This is a genomic window from Paenibacillus sp. FSL L8-0470 (assembly GCF_038008625.1).
Lineage (GTDB): Bacteria > Bacillota > Bacilli > Paenibacillales > Paenibacillaceae > Paenibacillus_AQ.
On the sequence record NZ_JBBOZM010000001.1, the window covers coordinates 1,155,799 to 1,180,996 of the forward strand.

Annotated in this window: 20 protein-coding genes and 1 other annotated feature; of the genes, 15 read left to right on the plus strand and 5 right to left on the minus strand. The window is 51.9% G+C overall.

What is annotated here, in order from left to right; all coding sequences use genetic code 11:
- Positions 1-223 precede the first annotated feature (223 nt).
- The 5 genes from NST99_RS05305 (at position 224) to NST99_RS05325 (ending at position 10,311) form a co-directional block, all read left to right on the plus strand.
- Positions 224-805: a TetR/AcrR family transcriptional regulator gene (locus NST99_RS05305; RefSeq protein ID WP_038586643.1), complete on the plus strand. Its 582-nt coding sequence runs from the start codon at positions 224-226 to the stop codon at positions 803-805.
- A 227-nt stretch (positions 806-1,032) separates the two neighbouring features.
- Positions 1,033-3,387, plus strand: a complete 2,355-nt coding sequence (locus NST99_RS05310; protein WP_341090128.1) for a YhgE/Pip domain-containing protein — start codon at positions 1,033-1,035, stop codon at positions 3,385-3,387.
- Between the two features lie 470 nt (positions 3,388-3,857).
- Positions 3,858-8,453 (plus strand): glutamate synthase large subunit, encoded by a 4,596-nt coding sequence (gene gltB / locus NST99_RS05315; RefSeq protein WP_341090129.1) that lies wholly within the window; start codon positions 3,858-3,860, stop codon positions 8,451-8,453.
- 159 nt (positions 8,454-8,612) lie between these two features.
- Entirely contained in the window at positions 8,613-9,530 is a 918-nt protein-coding gene (locus NST99_RS05320; protein WP_341097563.1) for an ABC transporter ATP-binding protein, read from the plus strand.
- Positions 9,523-10,311: an ABC transporter permease gene (locus NST99_RS05325; protein WP_341090130.1), complete on the plus strand. Its 789-nt coding sequence runs from the start codon at positions 9,523-9,525 to the stop codon at positions 10,309-10,311. The genes NST99_RS05320 and NST99_RS05325 overlap by 8 nt, the downstream gene beginning before the upstream one ends.
- A gap of 75 nt (positions 10,312-10,386) precedes the next feature.
- On the opposite strand, the gene NST99_RS05330 is transcribed toward NST99_RS05325, so the two are convergent.
- Positions 10,387-10,836 carry a bactofilin family protein gene (locus tag NST99_RS05330; RefSeq protein ID WP_341090132.1) on the minus strand — a complete coding sequence of 150 codons (450 nt, stop codon included), beginning with the start codon at positions 10,834-10,836 and terminating at the stop codon, positions 10,387-10,389.
- A 13-nt stretch (positions 10,837-10,849) separates the two neighbouring features.
- Complete coding sequence (locus NST99_RS05335; RefSeq protein WP_341090133.1) at positions 10,850-12,085, minus strand: M23 family metallopeptidase; 1,236 nt, start codon at positions 12,083-12,085, stop codon at positions 10,850-10,852.
- A 314-nt stretch (positions 12,086-12,399) separates the two neighbouring features.
- Between NST99_RS05335 and cls the strand changes: the two genes are divergently transcribed.
- Together cls and NST99_RS05345 are read left to right on the plus strand one after the other, a co-directional pair.
- Positions 12,400-13,830 (plus strand): cardiolipin synthase, encoded by a 1,431-nt coding sequence (cls, locus tag NST99_RS05340; protein WP_341090135.1) that lies wholly within the window; start codon positions 12,400-12,402, stop codon positions 13,828-13,830.
- A gap of 169 nt (positions 13,831-13,999) precedes the next feature.
- Positions 14,000-14,908: a YitT family protein gene (locus tag NST99_RS05345; RefSeq protein WP_341090137.1), complete on the plus strand. Its 909-nt coding sequence runs from the start codon at positions 14,000-14,002 to the stop codon at positions 14,906-14,908.
- A gap of 180 nt (positions 14,909-15,088) precedes the next feature.
- Here NST99_RS05345 and ligD read toward each other — a convergent pair whose 3' ends face one another.
- From ligD to ku, 3 genes are all read right to left on the minus strand, one after another.
- Entirely contained in the window at positions 15,089-15,973 is an 885-nt protein-coding gene (gene ligD / locus NST99_RS05350; RefSeq protein ID WP_341090138.1) for a non-homologous end-joining DNA ligase, read from the minus strand.
- Between the two features lie 74 nt (positions 15,974-16,047).
- Complete coding sequence (locus tag NST99_RS05355; protein WP_341090139.1) at positions 16,048-16,995, minus strand: ATP-dependent DNA ligase; 948 nt, start codon at positions 16,993-16,995, stop codon at positions 16,048-16,050.
- A 62-nt stretch (positions 16,996-17,057) separates the two neighbouring features.
- Positions 17,058-18,020, minus strand: a complete 963-nt coding sequence (ku, locus tag NST99_RS05360; protein ID WP_341090140.1) for a non-homologous end joining protein Ku — start codon at positions 18,018-18,020, stop codon at positions 17,058-17,060.
- Positions 18,021-18,267: 247 nt separating this feature from the next.
- On the opposite strand from ku, the gene NST99_RS05365 reads away from it, so the two are divergent.
- The 8 genes from NST99_RS05365 (at position 18,268) to NST99_RS05400 (ending at position 24,770) form a co-directional block, all read left to right on the plus strand.
- A complete protein-coding gene (locus tag NST99_RS05365) occupies positions 18,268-18,456 on the plus strand; it encodes a hypothetical protein (RefSeq protein WP_341090143.1) in 189 nt (62 codons plus the stop codon).
- Between the two features lie 215 nt (positions 18,457-18,671).
- On the plus strand, positions 18,672-18,857 hold the full coding sequence (locus NST99_RS05370) for an H-type small acid-soluble spore protein (RefSeq protein ID WP_076113499.1): 186 nt from the start codon (positions 18,672-18,674) through the stop codon (positions 18,855-18,857).
- Positions 18,858-19,160: 303 nt separating this feature from the next.
- The gene (gene tsaE, locus NST99_RS05375; protein WP_445744950.1) at positions 19,161-19,652 is read left to right on the plus strand and encodes a tRNA (adenosine(37)-N6)-threonylcarbamoyltransferase complex ATPase subunit type 1 TsaE; all 492 of its coding nucleotides are present in this window, start codon (positions 19,161-19,163) and stop codon (positions 19,650-19,652) included.
- On the plus strand, positions 19,649-20,482 hold the full coding sequence (gene tsaB / locus NST99_RS05380) for a tRNA (adenosine(37)-N6)-threonylcarbamoyltransferase complex dimerization subunit type 1 TsaB (protein WP_341090145.1): 834 nt from the start codon (positions 19,649-19,651) through the stop codon (positions 20,480-20,482). The genes tsaE and tsaB overlap by 4 nt, the downstream gene beginning before the upstream one ends.
- A complete protein-coding gene (gene rimI, locus NST99_RS05385) occupies positions 20,479-21,003 on the plus strand; it encodes a ribosomal protein S18-alanine N-acetyltransferase (protein ID WP_341090146.1) in 525 nt (174 codons plus the stop codon). Before tsaB ends, rimI begins: the two co-directional genes overlap by 4 nt.
- Positions 21,000-22,049 carry a tRNA (adenosine(37)-N6)-threonylcarbamoyltransferase complex transferase subunit TsaD gene (gene tsaD, locus NST99_RS05390; protein ID WP_341090148.1) on the plus strand — a complete coding sequence of 350 codons (1,050 nt, stop codon included), beginning with the start codon at positions 21,000-21,002 and terminating at the stop codon, positions 22,047-22,049. Before rimI ends, tsaD begins: the two co-directional genes overlap by 4 nt.
- 447 nt (positions 22,050-22,496) lie before the next feature.
- Positions 22,497-22,787: a binding site (T-box leader), on the plus strand.
- Positions 22,788-22,803: 16 nt separating this feature from the next.
- Positions 22,804-22,989, plus strand: a complete 186-nt coding sequence (locus tag NST99_RS05395) for a hypothetical protein (protein WP_341090149.1) — start codon at positions 22,804-22,806, stop codon at positions 22,987-22,989.
- A 206-nt stretch (positions 22,990-23,195) separates the two neighbouring features.
- Complete coding sequence (locus tag NST99_RS05400; protein ID WP_341090150.1) at positions 23,196-24,770, plus strand: 2-isopropylmalate synthase; 1,575 nt, start codon at positions 23,196-23,198, stop codon at positions 24,768-24,770.
- Positions 24,771-25,198: the final 428 nt, after the last annotated feature.

A 25,198-nucleotide genomic window follows, 5' to 3' on the forward strand; every position in this document is an offset into this window, starting at 1 on the left:
AACCGCCCTTTTTCAAAGACGAGACAGACGTTTCTTCTTACATTATACAGATAAGACGTAAATAGAAAGTTAAATCACTGCAATAAATTAAAAAAATATACATTGGTTAAAGTATTGCAAACGCGGAGGCATCATGTTAAAGTAAGTAATGACCGAATGACCGGATTAGTAAAATGGTCAAAATGCGGTAGCAGCGATATTTCCGAGGAAAGGGAGTGTACGGGTGGCAGTGGTAGATCGAAGGCAGCAGGTGCTTAAAGCCGCGACGAAATGTTTTTCATTATTTGGCTATAAGGCAACTACAATGGATCAGGTCGCCAAGATTGCGAATGTTGGAAAAGGAACGATTTATACCTTTTTCACGAATAAGGAGCAGCTGTTCGATGAAATCCTGCGTGATGTCATTGTCGAAATGAAAAAAATCGCCGAGCGGGAAATCAAAAAAGATAAGCCTTTTTTTGATAATCTGCACAGGGTTCTGGATGCTTTGCTGGAATTTCGAAGCGAACACGAGCTGTTCATTAAGCTTTCCCAGGAAAGTCGCGATTTCGGAACGCCGCAGGCTGGTGAAGGACTCGACAAGATCGAGAGTGTTGTGCTTGACTATTTGAAACGGGAGGTGGAACAGGCGATTCGTCAAGGCGAAATCAAACCTTGCGACCCCAAGATCGTATCTGTTGTAATGTTTAGACTTTACATTGTGCTGACTGCTGAACTTAACAAGGTGCATGTGCCTTTGAACAAAGAGCAAATCAAACATTATTTTCACTTGTTCTTGTCCGAAGGACTGGCAACAGCAAAGTAAGGTTTGGAGCTGGAATAGGGATGGCATCGTCAACCGTCTGCTTTCCCTGGATGTTCTTTTACTTAGGCGGCAGTGGTAACAAAAACCGGATAGGTTTTTTTTTACCCCGGACTGACCAATTGGGGAAAACAGTCATATGGTATTACTGTAACTTTCAACACAATAGCAAGAGTTGAAGATTCATAGCATTTTAAAAGAGAGCAAACGATTATAAGGAGAGAACCAGAATGAAATCTTTATCCGTGTTTTTCAAGGACCTTGGGGCAGTGCTGAAGAATCCTAAAGTGCTGATCCCAATGTTTGTTGTTCTATTCGTTCCGGTGCTGTACAGCGGGTTGTTCCTGAAAGCATTCTGGGATCCCTACGGTAAAATGAATGAACTGCCGGTCGCTGTCGTAAATGAAGATAAAGGTGCCGACTACGAAGGCTCAAAGCTAACTGCCGGGAATGACCTGATAGAAGAACTTAAGAAAACCGACGGGTTCGAATGGAATTTCGTAACCCGTGACCAGGCAGAAGCAGGACTTGATGACAGTACTTATTATATGGCGATCATTGTGCCTGAAGATTTTTCAGCAAATGCAACAACCTTGCTGGGTACTGATCCCCAGCCGGCCAAAATTATTTATGAACCGAACGAAGGCTTCAATTTCCTTGCCGGCCAAATTGGTGGAACTGCGGTAAAGGATATTAAGACAAAAGTATCGGCCAAAATAACGGAAGCTTATACAGAATCCGTATTCGATAAAATTACGGAGATTGCCAGCGGGCTTGGCGACGCCGGAGACGGCGCAACAAAAATTGCCGATGGCGCAAGCAAGCTGGATGACGGCGCGCTGAAGCTGAAGGATAATCTGGTAGTACTGACCGAGGGCACTGGTAAACTGCTCGATGGTGTAGCGCCGCTTACGAAAGGTGTGAGCGATCTGAATACGGGTGCCGCCGCCATACAGAACGGCAGCAGTACTCTGGCAGGCGGACTCCAGCAATTGTCTGCTGCACACAAGAAACTGCAGGCTGGTGTATCACAGACTGCAGCAGGCAGCAAGCAACTGAGTGAAGGCCTTAAGAAGACGGAAACCGGAGCAGCTTCACTTCAGGCTGGTACAGCATCAGCTGTAGAAGGTACGACTAAGCTTCAGGCCGGCACGAAGTCGGTTGTCGATGGCAGTGCTAAGCTGGAAGCGGGACTTACTTCTTCCGTCGAAGGCAGTGCCAAGCTGGAAGCCGGTCTGAAGGCTTCCAAGGATGGCAGCGCGAAAGTGAGCGCGGGAGCCAAAGCAGTGGCCGATGGCCTGCAGCAGCTGGCCAAAACAAATCCTCAGCTTGCAGCCAGCCCTGATGTGCAAAAGCTGCTGGCCGCAAGTACGGCAGTCGCTCAAGGCAGCGCGCAGCTGGATCAAAGTCAGCAGCAGCTCGTGGAAGGCGCATCTGCGCTCCACAGCGGACAGGAGCAGCTTGTGCAGGGTGCAGGACAGCTGCATACCGGTTCTGAGCAGTTGGATGCTGGAGTCAGTCAGCTGCATGACGGAGCGCAGCAGCTGAATGCCGGCAGCACGCAGCTGCTGGAAGGACAAAAACAGCTCGTGGCGGGTGCAACGAAGCTGGAAACCGGCGGCACTACACTTGCCGCAGGAATGAAGCAGTTCGGCGCGAAGCTGGACGAAGCTGCAGCTGGCGGTGCGAAGCTGGCCGATGGCGGCAAGGCGCTGGAAGCCGGAACTTCGAAACTGTTGAATGGAGCAGGACAGCTGAGCAGCGGTCTGACTTCTGTCGCCGATGGCTCGAAGAAGCTAAGCGATGGAGCAGGTCAGCTGAAGGATGGTCTTGATGATCTGAAGGCCGGTTCAGGAGAACTTGCAACGAAGCTTGGGGATGCCGCATCACAGACCAGTTCGGTGAATAAGACCGATGCGTTGGTATCGATGTTCGCCCAGCCGGTGGAGATTGAAGAAGTTAAAGTCAATGCCGTGCCAAACTACGGCACAGGCTTTGCGCCTTACTTCCTGTCCCTTGGACTGTTTGTAGGTGCACTGATCAGCACGATTATTATTCCAATGCGTGATTCCGAAGTGATCGGTGCCAGCCGGTTCAACCGGTTTGTCAGCCGTACGCTTACATTCACAATGATGAGTGTGCTTCAGGCGCTGCTCGCTGCAGTTATTGTTCTGTACGGATTGGGTCTTGAAGTGCAGAATGTACCGCTCTTCTATGCATTTATCTTCATTACCAGTCTTGCCTTCATGTGGATGATCCAGGCGATTGTAACCTGGATGGATCAACCGGGACGTTTTGTGGCTATTGTCATCCTTATCTTCCAATTGACGACAAGTGCAGGTACGTTCCCGCTTGAATTGATTCCGAACTGGATGAAATTCTTCAATCCGCTTCTTCCTATGACCTACAGCGTCAGAGGATTCAAGGCAGTAATTTCCACGGGAGATACGGGTGTAATGTGGAACGATGCAGGCTTGCTTGCGATCTACGGCATTGTATTCCTGGCCCTTACGTTCACCTATTTCATGACCCGCAGTCGTGAAAGTGAAGCTGCTATAAAAAGTGAACAAGTTTTGACTGTATAATCGTTTAATAGCAATAATATAACAATAAGCAGAGGACGCTCCTTTAGGGGCGTTCTTTGCTTATTGCGGAAATGATATGCGCCATTAAAATGACATGTTATGGAAAGAAAACAAAATAAGCGTTTTCATTGCATAAGAACATATTCGGTTTTAATGCATAATTATGCATCGTAAAGATTTTTTACGCTTTTATTCACTAAAGCTGTACCGCAAAAGCAATTGTTAATCAAACTCATAAAAAAGTTTAAATTGCGCTCATGTCAGGTCGATGATAAAATAATATAACCAATCTGCCCTGAATAATTATTAAGATTTTTCTCTGAAATATTTTCCTGTAAATATAATGTAAGTAGAGCTTGCGCTTTACTTTTCCCTTATATTTTTTGTGAAAGTGATGCCGCCGTTATGCAGATCGGCAAGCGGGTTCTTCCGATGATAACTTCTACTTTATTATAGAAAGGTTGCGTACAATGAGACACACTGAACTGCCCGGCAAACAGGGCCTTTATGATCCCCAGTTCGAAAAAGATGCATGCGGCATGGGATTTGTTGCCCATATTAAAGGCACACCGTCCCATGATATTGTAAGTAACGCTTTGACTATGCTCTTCAATATGGAGCATCGGGGGGGCCAGGGTAGCGAGCCGAACTCCGGTGACGGAGCCGGCATCATGCTGCAAATTCCGCACCGTTTCTTTGCAGGGGAAGCCGCTAAGCTTGGCTTTGAACTGCCGGAGCAGGGCCGCTATGGCGTGGGTATGATCTTTCTGTCTCATAACGAGGAGATCCGTGCCCGCCACGAGGCGCTATTGAGCGACATTATTGCAGAAGAAGGCCAAGAGGTGCTTGGCTATCGCGATGTGCCTACCTTTGACGAAATGCTGGGCAAAACTGCCAAGGCAGCGAAGCCTTATGTCCGTCAGGTATTCATCGGCCGTTCCGCAGGCGTCAAGGATGAATTGGCTTTTGAACGCAAGCTGTATGTAATCCGCAAACGCGCAGAACTTGCAATCCGCTATGGCGGTACCGAAGAGGGTGAGTCCTTTTACGTGCCAAGTATGTCCTGTCGTAAGATCGTATATAAAGGCATGCTCACAACTGAGCAGGTAGGCCAGTTCTATCTGGATCTGCAGAACAAAGAGCTGGAATCCGCGATTGCGCTTGTCCACTCCCGGTTCAGCACCAATACGTTCCCGAGCTGGGAGCGTGCCCATCCCTACCGTTTCATGATCCACAATGGTGAGATCAACACCCTGCGGGGGAATGTGAACTGGATGCACGCCCGCCAGTCGCTGTTCAAGAGTGAAGTATTCGGAGAAGACCTCAGCAAGATCAAGCCGGTTGTTAATCCGGACGGTTCCGACACCGCCATGTTCGACAATACGTTCGAGTTCCTGTATCTCAGCGGACGTTCCTTGCCGCATGTGGCCATGATGATGGTACCTGAGCCTTGGAGCAACCATGACAGCATGGATGAGCAGAAGAAGGCATTCTATGAATACCACAGCACCTTGATGGAGCCGTGGGACGGGCCTGCCGCGATGGGCTTCACCGACGGTGTGCAAATCGGAGCCATTCTTGACCGTAACGGTCTGCGTCCTGCCCGTTATTATGTAACCAAAGATGATATGATTATTTTATCCTCTGAAGCAGGAGTTCTTGATATTCCGGCAGAGAATGTACTATATAAAGACCGCCTGAGACCAGGCCGGATGCTGCTCGTGGATACGAAGCAGGGCCGGATTATTTCTGACGAAGAAGTGAAAGCATCCATTGCTTCCGAGCAGCCTTACCGCCAATGGCTGGATGAGCATCTGATCGGACTTGACGAGCTTCCGGATGCACCTGAACTGCCGAACCCGAAACATGACAATGTGCAGCAGCTGCAGCAATCCTTCGGCTACACCTTTGAGGATTTGCGCAAGGTGCTGGAGCCTATGGCTTCAACCGGCGCCGAAGCTGTCGGCTCCATGGGCTATGATGCTCCGCTGGCTGTGCTGTCGGATCGTCCGCAGAGACTTTACAACTACTTTAAACAAATGTTCGCACAGGTAACCAATCCGCCGATTGATGCAATTCGTGAAGAACTGGTAACGTCAACCGCTACGACAATCGGACCGGAACGCAACCTGCTGAAACCAGAACCGGAGAGCTGTCGACAGATCTCGCTGGAATCGCCGATTTTATCGAATGAGGATTTCGCCAAGATCCGCCATGTCCGCCGTGCGGGCTTCAAATCGATGTCTATTCCGATTCTGTTCCCGGCTGAGCTTGGAGCGGAAGGACTGCGTATCGCACTGGAGCGCATGAATGAGGCTGCTGACCGCGTAATGGCCAAAGGTCATAATATTCTTATTCTGTCCGACCGCGGTGTGGACCGCGAGAATGCGGCCATCCCGGCTCTGCTGGCTGTATCCAGCCTGCATCACCATCTGATCCGCTCGGGAACACGTACGAAGGTCAGCATTTTGCTGGAGTCCGGCGAACCCCGTGAAGTCCATCATTATGCGCTTCTTCTGGGCTATGGCGTAAGTGCGGTCAATCCGTATCTGGCCTTCGAAAGTCTGGATGACATGATCAGCCAGGGCCTGCTGCGCGGAATTTCGCATGAGAAGGCTGTGAAGAACTACATTAAGGCTGCGACAAAGAGCGTAGTGAAAATACTGTCCAAAATGGGTATCTCTACTATTCAATCGTACCGTGGCGCACAGATCTTTGAAGCTGTTGGACTGAATTCAGAATTTGTCGACCGTTACTTTACCTGGACGCCTTCCCGTATTGGCGGTATCGGCCTTGAAGAAGTGGCGGCAGAAGCGCTGATTCATCATAACCGCGCCTTCACCGACAAAGACGGCAACGATAAAGTGCTTGATTCCGGCGGCGAGTACCAATGGCGCAGCGACGGGGAAGAGCATCTGTTCAACCCGCAGACCATTCATCTGCTTCAGCACTCCGTGCGGAGCGGCGATTACAATATGTACAAGAAATATGCAGCACTTGTTCAGGGGGAAAGCGAGAAACATCAGACGCTGCGCTCCATGCTGCAATTCAAATCGGCAAATCAGCCAGTTCCGCTGGAAGAGGTGGAATCGGCAGAATCAATTATGAAACGGTTCAAGACCGGTGCGATGTCCTTTGGTTCGATCAGTAAGGAAGCACATGAGACGCTGGCAATCGCCATGAACCGCATCGGCGGCAAGAGCAACACCGGTGAGGGCGGCGAAGATCCGGCACGCTTTATTCCGGACAGCAACGGTGATTCCCGCCGCAGCGCAATTAAACAGGTGGCATCGGGACGTTTCGGGGTGACTTCGAACTATCTCGTGAATGCGGATGAAATTCAGATCAAAATGGCACAGGGGGCTAAACCTGGTGAAGGCGGACAGCTGCCGGGCCGCAAGGTATATCCATGGGTGGCAGAAGTGCGCGGCTCCACAGCAGGCGTAGGTCTGATCTCACCGCCGCCGCATCATGATATTTATTCCATTGAGGATTTGGCAGAGCTGATCTACGATCTGAAGAATGCCAATCCGCGTGCCAGCATTAACGTAAAGCTGGTGTCTGAGGTAGGCGTTGGAACCATCGCTGCCGGTGTAGCCAAAGGCCGTGCTGATATCATTCTGATCAGCGGTTATGACGGAGGAACCGGCGCATCGCCGATGAACTCTATCCGCCATGCCGGTCTGCCTTGGGAGCTGGGTCTCGCTGAGACCCATCAGACACTGATGCTGAATAACCTCCGCGACCGTGTCGTGCTCGAGACAGACGGCAAAATGCTTAGTGGCCGTGACCTGGCAGTAGCAGTATTGCTGGGTGCTGAAGAATATGGATTCGCTACTGCACCGCTTGTAGCCGTAGGCTGCATCATGATGCGGGTGTGCCAGATGGATACCTGCCCGGTCGGTGTTGCAACACAGAATCCGGAGTTGCGTAAGAACTTTACAGGCGATCCACAGCATGTTGTTAACTTCATGACGTTCGTGGCGCAGGATCTGCGTGAGATTATGGCTGAGCTTGGTTTCCGCACCATTGAAGAAATGGTTGGACGCACCGATTGCCTCGACGCTGTACGCGCTTCGAGTCATTGGAAGAAGAAAGGTGTCGATCTGAGCAGCTTGCTTCATACTCCGGCAATGCCGGAAGGAAGCACACGTTTCCGCAGCAAACGCCAGAACCATGGTCTTGAAGAAACGCTCGACGTTTCGAAGCTGCTGGAGCTGGCTGCACCTGCACTGGAATTCGGTACGGTGGTTGAAGCCTCGCTGCCAATCACGAACGTGAACCGTGCGGTAGGAACGATTCTGGGCAGCGAACTGACGCGCAAATATGGAGCGGCAGGCCTGCCTGATGATACGATCCGCCTGCATTTCAGCGGATCTGCCGGACAAAGTCTTGGCGCGTTCATGCCGAAAGGGATTACGATTACGGTCGAAGGCGACTCCAATGACTATGTGGGCAAAGGGCTGTCCGGCGGCAAGCTGATTATTAAGCCATCGCCGAAGGCAACCTTTGCCGCTGAGGACAATATTATTATCGGGAATACGGCGCTTTACGGAGCGACCGGCGGCGAAGCTTACATCAGCGGCATCGCCGGCGAACGGTTCGCCGTCCGCAACTCCGGTGCGAATGTCGTCGTTGAAGGCGTGGGCGACCATGGCTGTGAATATATGACCGGTGGACGCGTCGTTGTGCTCGGTGAAACCGGCCGCAACTTTGCAGCAGGGATGTCCGGTGGTATCGCTTATGTATACGATCCGAACAACAACTTCATCAAACGCTGCAACCTGGAAATGGTGCTCCTGGAGCGGGTCGAAGAACCGGACGAAATCGCTGAACTGCACAGTCTGATTGCCCGTCATACGGAGCTTACTGACAGTGCCGCAGGAAGACGGATTCTGGATGGCTGGGAAGCGGCTCTGCCGAGTTTTGCCCGAGTAATTCCAAAGGATTACAAACGGATGATGGAGCAAATCCGCAAAGTTGAGCAAACAGGCTTGACCGGCGAAGCTGCACTAATGGCAGCCTTTGAAGCCAACATGCGTGAGCTTGCCCGTGTCGGTGGCTAATCTTTAAGCAATTGTCGAAGAACAAGGGACCGTCTCCTTCTGTAATGAAAGGAGACGGTCCCTTTATAATGTAATGTATTTTTCCTGATTTTCATGAAAAAGGTAAGTTGTGGTAGTATAGAAAGATAACTGACGAAAGGGAGTGAAATAATGCCAAATATGGCAGAAGTGTTGAATCCTGTAGCCAGCATTAAGGGCGTCACCAAAAAAATAGGCTCCAAAGCGCTGGTCAGTAATTTAACGCTGGACATTCCGTCCGGTCAAATATTTGGGTTTCTTGGACCAAACGGCGCCGGAAAAACAACGACAATTCGCATGATGGTAGGGCTTATTTCGATTAGCGAGGGAGACATTCTGATCTGCGGCCGCAGCATCAAGGATCAATTCGAAGAAGCGGTAGCCAATATCGGGGCCATTGTAGAGAATCCGGAGATGTACAAGTTCCTGACCGGATACCAGAATTTGCGTCAGTATGCGCGCATGGTGCCGGGTGTAGACAAGCAGCGGATCAATGAGGTTGTGGAGCTCGTCGGGCTTGGACAGAGAATTCATGATAAAGTAAAAACCTATTCTCTGGGCATGCGCCAGCGGCTTGGTGTCGCTCAGGCCCTGCTGCATCGGCCGAAGCTGCTGATTCTGGATGAGCCGACAAACGGGCTTGATCCGCAAGGGATCCGTGAGCTTCGCGATTATTTGCGCCGTCTTTGCCAAGATGAGGGAACAACGGTGTTTGTCTCCAGCCATTTGTTGTCCGAAATGGAGCTGATGTGCGACAGCGTCGCCATTATCCAGAATGGCCGGCTCGTAGATGTGAAACAGCTGAAGACAGTGGGAGACGCAGTAATGCCGACTAAGGAAACACTGTTTGAGGTGAGCAATCCGGAAGCGGCGTTTAGCCTGATTGGCCGTGGAGTATTGAGAGAAGGCGGTCTGGCCGTCGTGGCGGGCCGTGAGGAAGTGGCCGAACTGAATGCGAAGCTGGTGGCAGGCGGCATCAAGGTCTACAGCATCAAAGCGCTGTCCCGCTCACTGGAAGATCAATTCTTGGAAATTACAGGAGGTGAAGGCATTGGGTGAGTTCGCTGCTCTCATACATAATGAGAATATCAAGATTTACAGCCGTGTACGTACATGGATTATGTTGTTCATTCTGGCCTTAATGAGTGCGCTGTTTCCGGCACTGTTCTATTTCACCAGCAGTGGTGATATGTCCAGGATGGGACTATGGCAGAGCTTTCAGACGACCGTGAGCATTGCCTTTTTCCTGAATACGATCTTCACGGTTGTGGTTGCATCCGACTCCGTGGCGGGCGAATTTTCCTGGGGAACAATCAAGCTTTTGCTGATTCGCCCGTGGAGCCGCTCCAAAATACTGCTCTCAAAATATATTTCCATGATCCTCTTCAGTCTGCTCAGCACAGCAATATTAATTGCTTTCGCTTATGGTTCGTCATTGATCTTCTCCCCTTCAGCGGAAGCGGGAGCGTTCAACTTCGGAAATTGGAGTCCGGTTGAATACTCCTTCCTCGACGTGCTCTGCCGTTATGTTGAGCTGTTTCTAACCGCTGCGCTTGCCTTTATGGTTTCCAGTGTATTCCGGGCAAGCGGACTGGCGATCGGTCTGTCTTTGTTTATTATGTTTACCAAAAATTTATTTATCGCCATCTTTAGCCCGGAAAGGTATGAGTGGGCTAAGTATCTGATCTTTACCCACATGGATTTGCGGGGATATATATTGAGCGATGCGGGTCCTGGCGGTGTAACCCTTGGGTTCTCTGCCGCCGTGCTGGCTGTATATTATCTGCTGTTTCTGGCGGTTTCCTGGATCGTATTCCGTAAAAGGGATGTCGCCGCTTAAGACCGTACGTAAATGGAATGTGAGGCGGGTGCATGTGGGAAGCTGCGGGAATGAGCCCAGACAGGTTCAAACCGTTTAGCCGGCTTCCAGTTTGCTCTGCGCCTTGGAGGCACGTTTACCTGCCTTGTCCTTATTCTTATCTTCCTGAAGTCCGCCCGCTTTCTCCGGGGCGGGCTGTTCTGTCATGCCTATGGAACCGTTAAGCACACTTCCCTCCATAATGCTGAGCGTCCCTGCAAGGATGTTGCCGTGGAGTTGTCCGGTTCCAGTCATGGTGAGGCGGCGGTCGGCGGTAACATCACCGAACACTTTGCCGGCTATAATGATCTCCTGAGCTTTAATGCTGGAACGGACCGTTCCTTGTTCACCTACGGTCACTGTCCCCTGGCACTGAATTTCCCCGCTGAAATTGCCTTCAATCCGCAAATTAGTATCACACTGCACCTTGCCCTCCAGTGTACCTCCAAGACCAATCAGCGAGTCAGTAGACTTAAAGGATGCCTGCTGCTTTGGTTTATTCCACACTTTTGATTCCTCCTTAGGGTTTTACATAATTGAGCGGATTTACCGCCTTGTTCTGTTTTACCACCTGAAAATGAAGATGGGGACCTGTACTGCGCCCCGTATTGCCCAGCATTCCGATTTGCTCGCCTTTGTTCACCTTGTCACCAGCTTTGACGGTCATTCCGTTCAAATGCATGTACCAGGTCTCCAGACCGTTTGTATGCTCGATAATAATGTATTTTCCTCTTGCACCCATCTGATCGGAGGCGGTGACCACACCAGCCATTGCTGCATAGACAGGATCACCGATATCACCGGCAATATCAATGCCGGAATGATAGGCGGAAACGCCCTTGAAAGGGTCGGAGCGGTAACCGAAGCTTGAGGTGATCACATTGGAGTGGGTGGGCCAGATCACGGCCGGTGCCAAGCGGGCTTTTTCGGCGAGCGCTTTTTTGGCCTGAAGGTTGGCTTGAACGCTGTTTGCCCTCTCGGCCTGGGTAATCGTAATGGAGATGCTGTTCACCATCTCTTCAAGCATGCTGCGGATTTCTGCATAATCATCTTTAGTTTGCCGGACCAGCTCCAAGGGATCCTCCTGATAGACCGCGATATATTCACCGCCTACCTGTGGGGTTACCTTACTGCCCAGTACCGATGAAAGCGCCCCGATCCGGTAGCTTACACCGGACAGCGAAGAAGAATTGGAAACCGCTGCAGCCGTGTAATTTACACCATTTATCACTGTTGTAACGGCTGGAGCAGATCCGTCTATGGTGTCCAGTGAAGCTGTGGCATGAGAGAGCGTCCCTGATGACGCATTGGAGGAGGATGTCTTTTCGGTATCGGAGTCTGTGCCTGTACCTTTACCTGAGTCTGTTCCAGTGGTAGAACCGCTCTCCTTGTCAATCAGCGACTGGAGCTGCGCTTCCAGCTCACTGACACTTTTTAGCTTGTCTTTGATGTTCTCGGCCTCCTCCGACAGCTCAGTCACCTGACTGCGGAGCTGCTGGAGTGTCTGGTCCTTGTCGGCGACCTTCATTTCCATTCGAAGATTAGTCAGGGATAGCGCCGCTGCTTCCGATTCCAGCTCCGCAATCGAGCGGGAGGCATGAAAATGCATGGAGGTGACCAGACTGGAGATAGACAGAGCGGCTGCGGCCGGGAGGGCCAGGGCAAGCGGCCTCGATAGCTGAAGTTGTCTGACCGGACGTCCGGCTTCGCGGACGACGAGCAGTGTAATCTTGTTATGATCGGGCTGACTCTTCATAGCTACTCCTTTCTGCGGCTTGTGCAGCCGCCTCGTGGTAACTAAAACTCCGTGCCTGCGAGTGTTAACTATTAAATGGGCTCATCCGAATTGTCCTACTACTCTATGTATTCCAGGCCTTTGGCGAACATGACAACGGTTTGGTTGAATAAAGAAGGAGAGTTACGGCAAAACCTGTACTAGAATTGGCTTGGGTACAGCTAATTACCGGTTTTTCATGGAGGACATAGTGATGCAGGTGCCAAAGCCCGAAACCGGCTTGTACGAAGCTCAGGCAGGAGACAGTTATTCTAGACTTTCAGGAGGTGTGCGCCTTGAGAATATTTGCAATTATTTTATGCCTTTTTATTCTGCAGATTGCCGTAATACTGATGCTGGAGCACCGCCGTCCGCAAAGAGCGCTGGCCTGGCTGTTCATTACATTCTGCTGCCCGCCTGCAGGGCTGTTGTTCTATTATTTTTTGGGCCGTGATTATTGGCAGAACCGCAGGATCGGCAAACGCTGCTCGCCGCTGCTACGTGAAATTCGCACCCACGTCTCCGGCAAAATTAAGATTGTGAAAAATACGCCAGACACCGGGAACCCGGAGTTTGAAGGCCGCGATGAACTGCTGCATCTGCTCTCCAGGCTCTCGGAAAGTCCAGTTACCGGACGCAATAAGTGCCGGATACTTTCCAGCGGCCAAGAGGCCTATGAGGATATGCTGGAAGCGATGGAAACGGCGCGGGAGAATATCCATCTGGAGTTCTATATTTTTCGGGATGATGTCACCGGTGAGCGGTTTAAAGAAGTCATGATCCGCAAATGCCGCCAGGGGGTTAAAGTGCGTCTGCTATGCGACGGCCTCGGCAGCCATAAGCTGAGCCGCGGATTTATTCGCACCTTAAAAAATGCGGGCGTAGAAGTCCATTTCTTTCTGCCGCCGCTGACCTCACTTATGGACCGCCGCTTTAATTACCGCAATCACCGCAAAATCCTGGTTGTTGATGGTCTAATAGGATATACGGGCGGATTGAATGTCGGGGATGATTATTTGGGCAAGGACCCCAAGCTGGGCTATTGGCGGGATACCCACCTGCGGCTTGAAGGAGATGCAGTCTATAATCTGCAATACGTGTTCCTCAAGGATTGGAGATTGGCGGCAGGAGACGCACTTAGCCATCCGCGCTTTTTTCCAAAGCACAGCTGTGAAGAACAGGAGACTGTACTGATTGTGGCAAGCGGGCCTGATGGAGCAATAGATGCCTCTCTGGAGATGTATTTTGCTGCATTATGTGCAGCCAGGCAGCGAATCTGGATTGCTTCTCCGTATTTCATTCCCGATCCGACGATTTGCCGGGCCCTTAAGAATGCTGTGCTCAGCGGTGTGGATGTGAGAATTATTATCCCGGCCACACCAGACAACAGGCTGGTTTATAATGCTTCTCTATCCTATCTTGAGAATCTGCAGGATGCCGGGGTGAAATTCTACCGCTATAAGAAGGGATTTATGCATGCCAAAGTCATGATCATAGACGATCTGCTGGCTACTGTGGGCAGTGCCAATCTGGACATGCGCAGCTTTTACTCCAACTTCGAGCTTACCGCGGTGCTGCTCCAGCCGGAGATCATTACTTCACTTAAGTCAGCGTTCCAGAATGATCTCAAACATAGCGAATTTATTGACCCTGGGAAATTTAGCAGGAGGGGACGAAATGTCAAGTTGATTCAAGGGCTCTGTCAGCTGCTTTCACCGCTATTATGACGGAAAAATGGTCAAAATCCTAACTTTTCGAAGGCGCAAACATGTTCCGTTCCTTATTTTAGCTTCTTTTATGATATAATATAGGTATAAGAAGAAATTTAAGAAAGTATAGCTCAACAATTATGCTTTCGATTATTCTTGTTTATACTTTTTTTATAGGGGGAGTTCTATGACTGTAAGCCAAAAAGTCTTTACGAATGAGGAACAGAAGAAACCGCAGAAGTCGGGGGCTTTGAAGACCGCCAGACTGGCCCATCGGATCATTATGATGGTGCTCGGGGCGGGTATGATGTCTGTTGCACTGGAGATTTTTCTTGTTCCCAATCAGTTGATTGACGGCGGAATTACGGGTATTTCTATTATGCTGTCCGATATTTTTGACATCCCGCTCGGGATTTTGCTTACGCTGCTTAACTTGCCGTTTCTGGTTATAGGTTACAAGCAGATTGGCAAAACCTTTGCCTTATCCACATTATTTGCCGTAGTAGTAATGTCCATCGGTACTCAGCTGCTGCATCCTGTAAATCCCATAACGGTGGAACCACTGCTTGCCGCAGTGTTTGGGGGCGTCATTCTCGGCGTGGGTGTAGGGCTCGTTGTACGCTATGGGGGATCACTGGATGGTACAGAAATTGTCGCCATTCTTTTGTCTAAGAAGCTGCCGTTTTCCGTAGGTGAGGTAGTTATGTTTTTCAACCTGTTTATTCTTTCGAGCGCAGGTTTTGTGTTTGGCTGGAATAATGCGATGTTTTCTCTAATTGCTTACTATATTGCGTTTAAGCTGATTGATATTACGCTTGAGGGGCTTGATCAATCCAAGTCGGTATGGATTATCAGCGATAAATTCCGTGATATCGGCGAAGCGCTGACCGAGCGTCTGGGACGCGGCGTTACCTATCTCGATGGGGAAGGCGGTTTCTCCGGTGAGAACAAGAAAGTGATCTTTGTGGTAATTACCCGTTTGGAAGAAGCCAAAATGAAGTCGATTGTTGAGGATTGGGATTCCGATGCCTTTATCGCAATTGGCAATATCCATGATGTTAAAGGCGGCCGCTTTAAGAAAAAATCAATCCACTAGCGATTCTCACAACCTGAGCGCTATCCGAAGGAAGGTATATTTACGAAAGTCAGAGTAATCAATAGGGTGGCTTGCGTTTGGCAGCGCCGTATTCTCATATATAACCTTCCGTCCAAAAACTGGACGCCTGATAAGCCCGCAGCCTGAAAAGGCAGTTGCGGGCTTATTGCTGCTTCAGAATCAAGGGAGCCGGGAGATAATGTTCTCTACCGGCTGAGGCGGTACGCTAACAATTAAATCGCCCATGCGGCTGAGGCGTTCCTCAATATTCAGCAGATGAAAATCTGCAGGGGAGACATTGCGCTGCACCTCTTCCCATAAGAGGGGAGTAGAGACGGTGGCCAGCGGTCTGGCACGAGGTGTATAAGGAGCGGCAAGGGTTTTACCTCCGTAATGCTGAAGATAATCAAAGTAAATTTTGTCTCCGCGGTGTTTCTTCAGCCGCTCCAGAGTGAACAAATCAGGACGTTTCTCGGTGACATAACGTCCCACAAAATGCCCGATCTTGCGCAAGTCATCAAAAGTAACACCGGGCCGAATAGGAATGATGATCTGCACACCTGTGGCCCCCGAAGTCTTCGGAACGGAAGCCAGTCCCAGTGATTTCAATACTTCACCGACAGTGGCGGCCGCTTCCATGATCCGCGGCTCCACCTCAAGGGAGGGATCAAGATCAATCATCCATTCACAGGGAAGCCCGCTTCCCGCATAGTGCAGGGAAGGGTGAAACTCCAGTGCAGCCAGATTGCCCAGCCAGAGCAGCTCCGGCAAGCCCTGAAGTACGATATAGTTGATTTTGTCCTGTACCGCTGTTCGGACAAAGTCCGGCAGGGGGTCCGGGGCGTTTTTTTGATAAAAAGACGTGCCGGAAATACCGTGGGGGTAACGGATTACCGTCAGCAGCCGGTCCCGGCAATAGCGCAGCAAATACGGCGAGAGTGCGGCAAGCTTTTCCAGATAGATGCGTTTGGTAATCCCTGCTTCGGGCCATAATGGTTTATCGGGGTTCGTTATCGTAATTTCTTGTCCGGCTATAGTAATGGAGCCTTTGATTGTTGCCGGCATGCCGGATCTCCTCCCTTCCCGTCCTCGTACATAACTGCAGCACACACTTTTTGCGCTTAATCCCTTGTTTCTAATTACTCCTTCTGCTCAATCCGGCAAGACTGCGGCGGCAGATCTACTTGTGCTTGAATGACCGGCTGGCGAAAGGTACCTGAGCTGTTCCATTCCAGAAAATGAAGCTTGAAGACCAGCTCGGGCTTGATCCATACCGCATCCTTGCTGCGCTGGGGCAGGGCTGCAAAAGGCATCTTCGGTACGGTGAGGCGGTGGGCTTCCGCAGTCACGTTCCGCCAATCCGCTGCCGTCATTCTGCCCGCACCGGCATGACCGATGTAATGCAGCTTGCCTTCGTTGTCGTACAGGCCGAAAAGCAGCGCATTTACAATCCCGTCACGAAAGGTTACCCCGCCGGCGACGGCAGTTACATCGGAGATGATTTTCCGCTTCTGCCAGCGTTTGTCCTTCCCTCCCGGCGCGTAAGTACTATTCACGTCCTTGCATACGATGCCTTCCAGACTGCCGCTTTGGGCTGCGGAGAACAGCTCCGCCGGATTGGCATAACTCGGCACATTCTGGACATGGGGATGGGGCAGCAGCATTTCATTTAAGTACTGCTGCCTCCGGGATAAGGGCTGATCGAGCAGCCATAGTCCGTTGCAATACAGGATGTCAAACACCATATATAGAACAGGAACCTGCGGTCTAACCGCCCGGATGGCCGCTTCATTCTTCAGGCTGTCGCGGCGCATGACCTCATGGAAGGAAGGTTTGCCGCCACTGAGCGCAATGACTTCTCCGTCAAGGATAAAAGAGCCGGCCCGGCAATAGCTGCGGGGCTCGGCCAGCTCGGGATACTGTGGCGTGCGGCGGTTGCCCCGGCGGTTAATGAGCTCGGCATGGCTGCCATCGTAATAAGAAAGCATGCGTACACCGTCCCATTTGATTTGTGCGATCCACTCGCTGCCGGACGGAAGCTGTGCGGCCAGTACAGGCTCAAATGGAATGACAGGCTGCAGCTTCATAGCAACCCCTCCTAAAGGGAATATAAGCGGGAAAAGCGCTTAGGCTTCAACCCGTGCATAGCTTAGGAAACCGTATCTTTGCTCTTGGCGGTACGGCGTTTCGGCTTGGGTGAAATAACCGGAATCGGGCCGGTTGCTTCGTTAAGCACAGCGGCTGCGGGAGCGGAGGCTGTGGCCTTGGCGGTTTTTTTCCTGGCAGCGGCTGTTTGCGGTTTGGCAGCAGAACCGGACGGGGAGGGCCCGGGGTCCGACGGGATATGCTGGACTGCTTCGATGCTGGCCTGCAGCGCGGCCATCAGGTCGATTACATTGCTCTCCTGCCGCGCCGGAGCAATATGGAACTCTTCACCGGCAATTTTATGTGAGATCAGATCCAGCATCCGCTGGCGGTAATCATCGGTATATTTTGCCGGCTCGAAGGGTGTGGACAGCTGGGAGATGAGCAGTTTGGCCATATCCAGCTCCTTGTCATTGACCATTCCGGCTTCCGGCAGGCCTGGAACCTGGGAGACGGGCCGCACCTCATCGGGATAATAGATGGTTTCAATCGCCAGGCAGTCCGACAAGACACGGATGGCGGCGAGACTGCTTTTGGAGCGGATGGAAATTTTGGCAATGCCTATCTTTCCGGTCTGGCGCATAGCTTCCATGAGCAGCCGGTAGGCATTCATCCCGGCCTGATCGGGAGAAAGATAATAGGTCTTTTGAAAATAAATCGGATCTATCTCCGTTAAATCCACAAAGTCTAGAATGGTGATGCTTTTGCTGCTCTCCTCGGTAAGCTGATCCAGGTCCTCTTTGTCGAAGAGGACAAACTTTCCCTTCTCATACTCATAGCCTTTGCCGATTTCTTCCCAGGCTACTTCCTTGTCACACACGGGACATTTGCGCACGTATGACAGCGGACTGCCGCATTCCTTGTGGATATAACGCAGGGAAATGTCCTTATCCTCCGTGGCGGAGAACATTTTGACCGGAACATGTACAAGGCCGAAGCTGATGGCTCCTTTCCAAACGGTATGCATGGATATCGCCTCCTGATAATAAGTGCTTTGGCTTAGTATGGGGCGGCGGGGCTTTTTCTAGCCGGATGCATTTTTTGCGAACCATGGGAAAAAATAAAATCAGGTCCCCATGGACGAGCAGCGTCATTTTGCATCAGCTTGCGGTAGAAGACTGGGAAATGGAAGCACAATGAAGTACACGGAGAACAGTGAATTAGGCAAACCTTGAAGGATGAAAAAAGAATCAGGAAGGCAGAGGAGGTACTATATGGGGCGTGGACCGAATGAATGGATCGACAGCTTATCGGAGCAGGATATTCCGGCAGAGGTCGTGGATTGGGAGAACATTATTGCGGTACGGGATGACAATGGGTTAAGTGATGAGTCAGAGCACCTCGATGCCGTGGCGACGATTGGTGAACCGCCTACTGCCGAGGAGGAGACAGAGGAACATTGACCTTAGTGTGATGTTGTGAAGGAATGGAGCCAAGCCAGTGTGCAAAAAAGCGTATATTTACAAAAATAAAGAGCAAGCTTCCCGAAGCTAGTTCTGTACGAAGGTAAATCAATGGGGCATCTGCTCACAAAACTTAAGTACAAGCTTCCGAAGCTAGTTTTGTCGAAGCTAAAACAATGGAGCATATGCTTACAAAACTTTAAGGAGCCAAAAAAATGGATGTACAGCGGGCGAAGGCTATTTATGCCTCCAAAGAAATGATCTCCGTACATTTGGATGGAGAGCCGGTATGGATTGAGCATGTTGATGCGGATAATGGCATGGCTACGGTGCAGGTCGGCTCTCGGCCGACCAATACGCATACCGTCGGTGTGGAACGGCTGGAGGAGCAGGGAAGTTAGAATTAATGGCAGGCAATGAACCTAACCGATTGAAGGGATACCCCCTGTTCAGTCGGTTTTTTGTATTTGCCAATTGTCGCTGCATTCGGATTATGAAACCGTTAGAATAAGTGGACTCGCATAACCTGCTCTCCCTGCGCCCGGGAAAGGATAACTGCACTTGCAGCATAAGAAAGACCGGCAACGGGGGCTTTGCTGCCGAGGGACAGGAGTAGATCGGGTTGTTGCGGTAGCAGTACCATACCGATATAATTAAGAGTATTGTTACCGGCAAGGTATATTCTAAAAGGTGGTAGTTGCAGCTTGGACAATAATGTTGAAACGGTGTTTACTTACCGTTCTTACAGCTTGCAGGATACGGAGCTGCTCGCTGCCGCTGTCGCTGCTGCTTCAACGGCGGGGATGGTTATCGGCCTGGACGGCGATTTGGGTGCGGGCAAAACGGCATTCTCGCAGAGGTATGCCCGCCATTTGGGCGTACAGGGGATTGTAAACAGTCCTACTTTTACAATTATTAAAGAATATGAAGGCAGATTGCCGCTGTATCATATGGATGTATACCGGATTTCGCTTCAGGAAGCGGACGAGCTGGGGCTGGATGAATATTTTTACGGGCGGGGCATTTGCCTGGTGGAATGGAGCAGTATTATACAAGAGTTGATGCCGCCGGGGCATCTGCATATATACATGGAAACAGCCGGGCCGGACGAACGACTGATCACGGTTACCGGAATCGGAGAGCCTTACGGCGAGGTCTGCCGGGCTCTGATCCAGAAGTGGGGTAAAGAAAGATGACGAATGAAAATAAAGAGCCGCGCAAGCGGTTTTTGTCGCTGGATACATCAACGGCTGTCCTGGGTGTGGCCATAACGGGAGACGGCAGGCTTTTGCATGAAATCAATGCATCCGGGGAGCGGAACCATTCGGTTCATCTGCTGCCGATTATTCAGGAGGCTTTGCAGGCCTCGGGGACTACCCCCGGTATGCTGGCTGGAGTCTCCGTCGGAGTCGGGCCCGGTTCGTATACGGGAACCCGCATTGCGGTTACAGCAGCGAAGACGCTGGCCTGGGCCTGGAAGGTTCCGGTAGCAGGTGTGTCGAGCCTGCATGCACTGGCCTGGGGCGGCTTTGGCGCCGCTCTTGCACAGCAGCACCCAGAAGCCGAAGGACAGGTGCCGGAGAAGGCCGGGAACGGCCCGGACTGGATTATTCCGCTGCTCGACGCGCGCCGGGGTCAAGCCTATACGGCGTTGTTTGCCGCAAGTGGCGATGAGGCCCCGCGGCGGCTTGAGCCCGATGCGATCCGCCTTATGGCAGATTGGGTGCTGCAGCTGGAAGAACGGCTTAAGCAGGCAGCAGCAGAGGGTGTAAAACCCCGTATCCTGTGGTTTGTCGGGGAGACCGAGCTGCACGGCAGCGAGGACAGCCTTCGTACATTGATGGAAGAAGGTTGTGTGCGGGCCGTGCCTTATGAGCTGGAGGGCCGCTGGACAGGCTTCCTTGGTGAGGAACGGCTGCTGGCGGGGAGTGACGATATTCACGGGTTAATCCCGAACTATACCCAGCTTTCCGAAGCGGAAGCGAATCTGCGCCGGAGCAGTGAAGGGAGCCTGAACAAAAGATGACGGAATCGGAGCCAATTAGAGACCCGGAGAGCGAGCTTATTTTCCGCCTGATGAAGCTGGAGGATATTCCCGAAATTCTTATAATTGAGCGGGAAGCCTTCACTATGCCATGGACCGAGGAAGCGTTCCGCAACGAGCTGACGCATAATCATTTCGCTAAATATATGGTTATGGAGCTGGAGAGCCATATTATTGGATACGCCGGAATGTGGGCAATTGTGGACGAGGCCCATGTGACGAACATCGCCCTGCTCGAGGCCTACCGGGGACGAAAATGGGGGGATAGGCTGCTGGATGAACTGATGAAGACAGCCGCTTATTTAGGCATGAAGTCGATTACGCTGGAGGTACGGGTCTCCAACGAGGTAGCCCAGAATTTATATCGGAAAAAAGGCTTCCGGCCCGCGGGTACCCGCAAGGGCTACTATTCAGACAACCGTGAGGATGCGCTTATTATGTGGGCGGATCTGCCGGAGTACGAGGAGCATGGAATGATGGAAGGAAGCGTGGATCTGAAATGAAGACAGAAACGGGCGGAGCTCAGCCTGTACTTATATTAGCTATTGAAACCAGCTGTGACGAGACATCGGTCGCGGTCATCAAGGACGGCAGCGAGGTGCTGTCGAATATCATTTCAAGCCAGATTGAGACGCACCGTGCGTTTGGTGGTGTAGTTCCTGAGGTGGCTTCACGCAAGCATGTCGAGGTTATCACGCTGGTGATCGAAGAAGCGCTGACAGCGGCGGGTGTTGAGCCGCAACAGCTGACCGCAGTTGCCGTAACGCAGGGTCCTGGGCTGGTCGGCGCGCTGCTGGTTGGCGTAGTTGCGGCCAAGAGTCTTGCGCTGGCCTGGGGCAAGCCGCTGATCGGCACGCATCATATTGCCGGGCATATTTATGCCAACCGGCTGGTCAAGGAATTGCAATATCCCTGCATGACTCTTGTAGTGTCCGGGGGACACACTGAACTCGTGAATATGGAACGGGAAGGGGAATTCCGGATCATTGGACGCACCCGTGACGATGCAGTAGGCGAGGCTTATGACAAAGTGGCGCGGGCCCTTGGTTTTCCTTATCCCGGCGGCCCCCATGTAGACCGGCTGGCCCGGGAGGCGGAGGAAGCTGTGCCGCTGCCGCGGGTCTGGCTGGAGCCGGATTCCTATGATTTCAGCTTCAGCGGTCTGAAGTCGGCTGTGCTGAATGTAGTCAACCAGAGCAAGATGAAGGGGCTCACACCGGATGTTGCCGGCATCGCCCGCGGTTTTCAGGAGTCGGTTGTCGAGGTGCTCGTAGAGAAAGCCGTCCGTGCCGTAAAAGCCTGCGAGGCCAAACAGCTCCTTCTGTGCGGCGGGGTTGCCGCGAACAAGGGCTTGCGTGAAGCGCTGATTGCCCGTTGTGACAGGGAAAAGATTGAACTGATCATCCCGCCGCCAGTGTACTGCACCGACAATGCAGCGATGATCGGCGCAGCGGCCTATATCAAGTGGATGCATGACGGAGACACACCGCTGGACATGGTGGCCGATCCCGGCTTGTCGCTGGAGAAGTGGTCGGTAGCCGCCTATTGACAGCCTCTGGAGGCGCGGGTATAATCAAGGGCAATTAAACGAAACAAACGCGATGAATGGAAGCAGTAAGGAAACTCCGGGATAAGAGAGCTGCGGGCAGGTGCGACGCAGTCGAAGGAGCCCTGAACTCGTCCGGGAGCGGAGCGGTGGAAGCAGGGGCCTCCTGTTCACAGGAGCGTTGAACGGCGTGGAGGATTGCCGTACCTTTCGTACACCGTTACGGGTTACCTCCGTGAGAGGGTGGTCGGGTAAGACAGGCGGAATTATTATGAGGCCGGATGATCTTACTTGGCTGTAAAGTGGATATCTTAGGATGGCAGAGGTTTGGCTGATCCGTGATATCAACAAGAGTGGTACCGCGAAGGTTAACAGCCTGTCGTCTCTTGAATGAGATGGCAGGCTTTTTTGTATGGATTTTCAGGGATGCAGAGGTCAAAATCAATATCAATACACGCAATGAACGGGAGCAGTAGATGACGAAGGTGAACAGAGAGCTGCGGGGTGGTGCAACGCAGTCACCGGAAAACATTGAATCTCGCCCGGGAGCGGAGCGGCGGAAAGGCTTGAGGTACGCCGCAACGGTTGTCCCCGTTAACGGACCTTCATGTATCGCGGTTGGTTCCTTATGGAACCGGTACGATACATGGGGAAGAGCTGGACGCAGCTGGGCTTGGCATTGCCAGGAGCCTATGCGTCAAAAAGAGTGGTACCGCGGAGGGGTGACCCGCCGTCTCTTTATTGAGACGGCGGGTTTTTGCGTTGTTCAGGAGGTGAACGGGGGTACCGGACACCTCCGGTAACGGCGTTTGAGAGTGACGGCTTTCCGCATGCTGCGGGAGGCACACTCTCTACTTGCTGCCGGCAGCAGTGGGCGGGAAATCAGCAGAGCCGCAAGTCGACGTGCGGTTCTGCACAAGAAGTGCCAGGGAAGAACACGTAAGACCTAACTGGAAGACAAAGTGTGAGACAGACAGGATGACAATATGTTAGACAGACTGTAATACAAACTGTAATACAATCGGTAAACCAAAAATGTAATCCAAAATGTAATACAAAAGCTCAGACCACCACGCTGACCAACTCAGCAAAATGCATACTCACACTAAGGGGATGCGGTCAATCAACCCACTTTCAGGAGGTTATTCCATGATTATTCCGGTGAAGAAACGTATACAGATTTTTGACACGACGCTGCGAGACGGTGAGCAGGCCCCCGGTGCGAGCCTGACTCCCGAGCAAAAGATAATATTGGCCTACAAGCTCGCTGAACTGGGTGTCGATGTGCTGGAGCCGGGTTTCCCGGTCTCGAGTCCGGGTGATTTTGCAGCGGTGGAGACGATTTCCCGCAAGGTGGAGGGCGTAGAGATTTGCGGCTTCGCCCGCGCGGTCAAAGGTGACATTGATGCCGCAGTCCGGGCAACCCGGGACGCGCAGCGCCGGCGGATTCACCTGTTCATCTCCTCTTCCGACATTCACCTGCGCCATCAGCTGCGTAAAAGCAGACCCGAGGTGGTTGCTGCCGCCCGCGAAATGACAGCCTATGCCCGCCAGTTCTGCGATGTCGTGGAATTTACCGCCATGGATGCCGCCCGGACGGGGATCGATGATCTGATCGAGATGGTGGAAGCGGTCATTGAAGAGGGGGCGACTATTATTAATCTTCCGGATACAGTCGGCTATGCGCTGCCGCAGGAATACGGAGAGATGTTCCGCCGGGTGCGGCTGGGTGCCAGAGGCGGCGGGAACGTGAGCTACAGTGCCCATTGCCACAACGATTTAGGCCTTGCTGTAGCGAACAGCCTGGCAGCGATTGCGGGCGGTGCGACCCAAATCGAGGTCACGGTCAACGGCGTCGGTGAACGTACAGGCAACTGTGCATTGGAGGAGTTGGTTATGGCTCTGGAAACCCGTGGGGACGTCCTTGGCGCAGAGACGGGAATCGTCCTCGAAAAGCTGTACGATACTTCGCGGATCATCAGCGGGGCGATGCATTTTCCGATTGCCTACAACAAGCCGGTTGTCGGCAGAAACGCCTTCCAGCATGAATCGGGGATTCATCAGGACGGCCTGCTGAAGGACCGCAGCACCTATGAGATCATGGACCCTGAACGGCTGGGCATTCCGCGCAGCATGATCATTCTGGGTAAGCATTCCGGCAGACATGCGCTGAAGGACCGGGCAGCGAAGTACGGTATTGCCCTGGATTCGGCAGAGCTTGATACGCTCTACGAATCGTTCAAGGAGACCGCTGACCGTCAAAAGGCTGTCAGCGACGACGAACTGCTGCGGATGGTCAGCAGCACAACAGGGCAGCAGGCGCAGGTCTACGGGCTGGGCGAGGTTCAGGTGCTGGCCGGCAGTGCGCCGCGCCGTGTAGCTGCCGTTACGGTGCATCACCTGAAAAGCGGCAAGGAGACCTCGCATACCAGCACCGGCAACGGTCCGCTGGAGGCAGTCATTGCAGCGATCGCCCAAGGCATCACTGAAGAGATCCGCTTTGACGGTCTGGAGCTGCATTCGCTCGGCAGCGGTGAGAATGCTCAGGCTGAGGCTGCTGTAATGGTGGAATGGGCAGGCTGCAAATTCCGGGGGACAGCGATCCATCAGGATATTGTAATGGCGGCGGGGATTGCCTACATTGCTGCGTGCAATTCGGCGCTGCTGTCTGCCGGGGAAGAGGCTGATCCGGTGGCAGCGGAATTTCAGGCCGCGGAATCCTAAAGGAGCGCGAAGAATCCTCCTCAGGCCGTTGAGTTTTCTGACTGAGGAGTACATGGAAAGGCCCTCATCCTGTGCACAGCAGGATGAGGGCTTTTTACTACTGGAGCACCTCTAATTTTTTTGGCGAAAAAGGTAGAAAATTAGCGAATGAATCTTTTGTCAAGATGTGGACAACGTTATCCACATATTCTGTCTGAGTTGTGTAAAAACCGTGTAAAATCAGCAATAACGCCCTTTTTTTGAAGCCTCAAAATGCTGGTTTCTCCAGAGGACATTTCTTGTGGAAATTGTGGATAATGTGGATAATTCGGTGGATAAAAAGTCCTTGACAACGAAAATAGCGATTTTACGCCTAAAAAAAGGCCCCAAGGGCCTTTTTGAAGCGTGAGTTATACACGAAATCTGTGGATGAGCTTGTGGATAAGTAT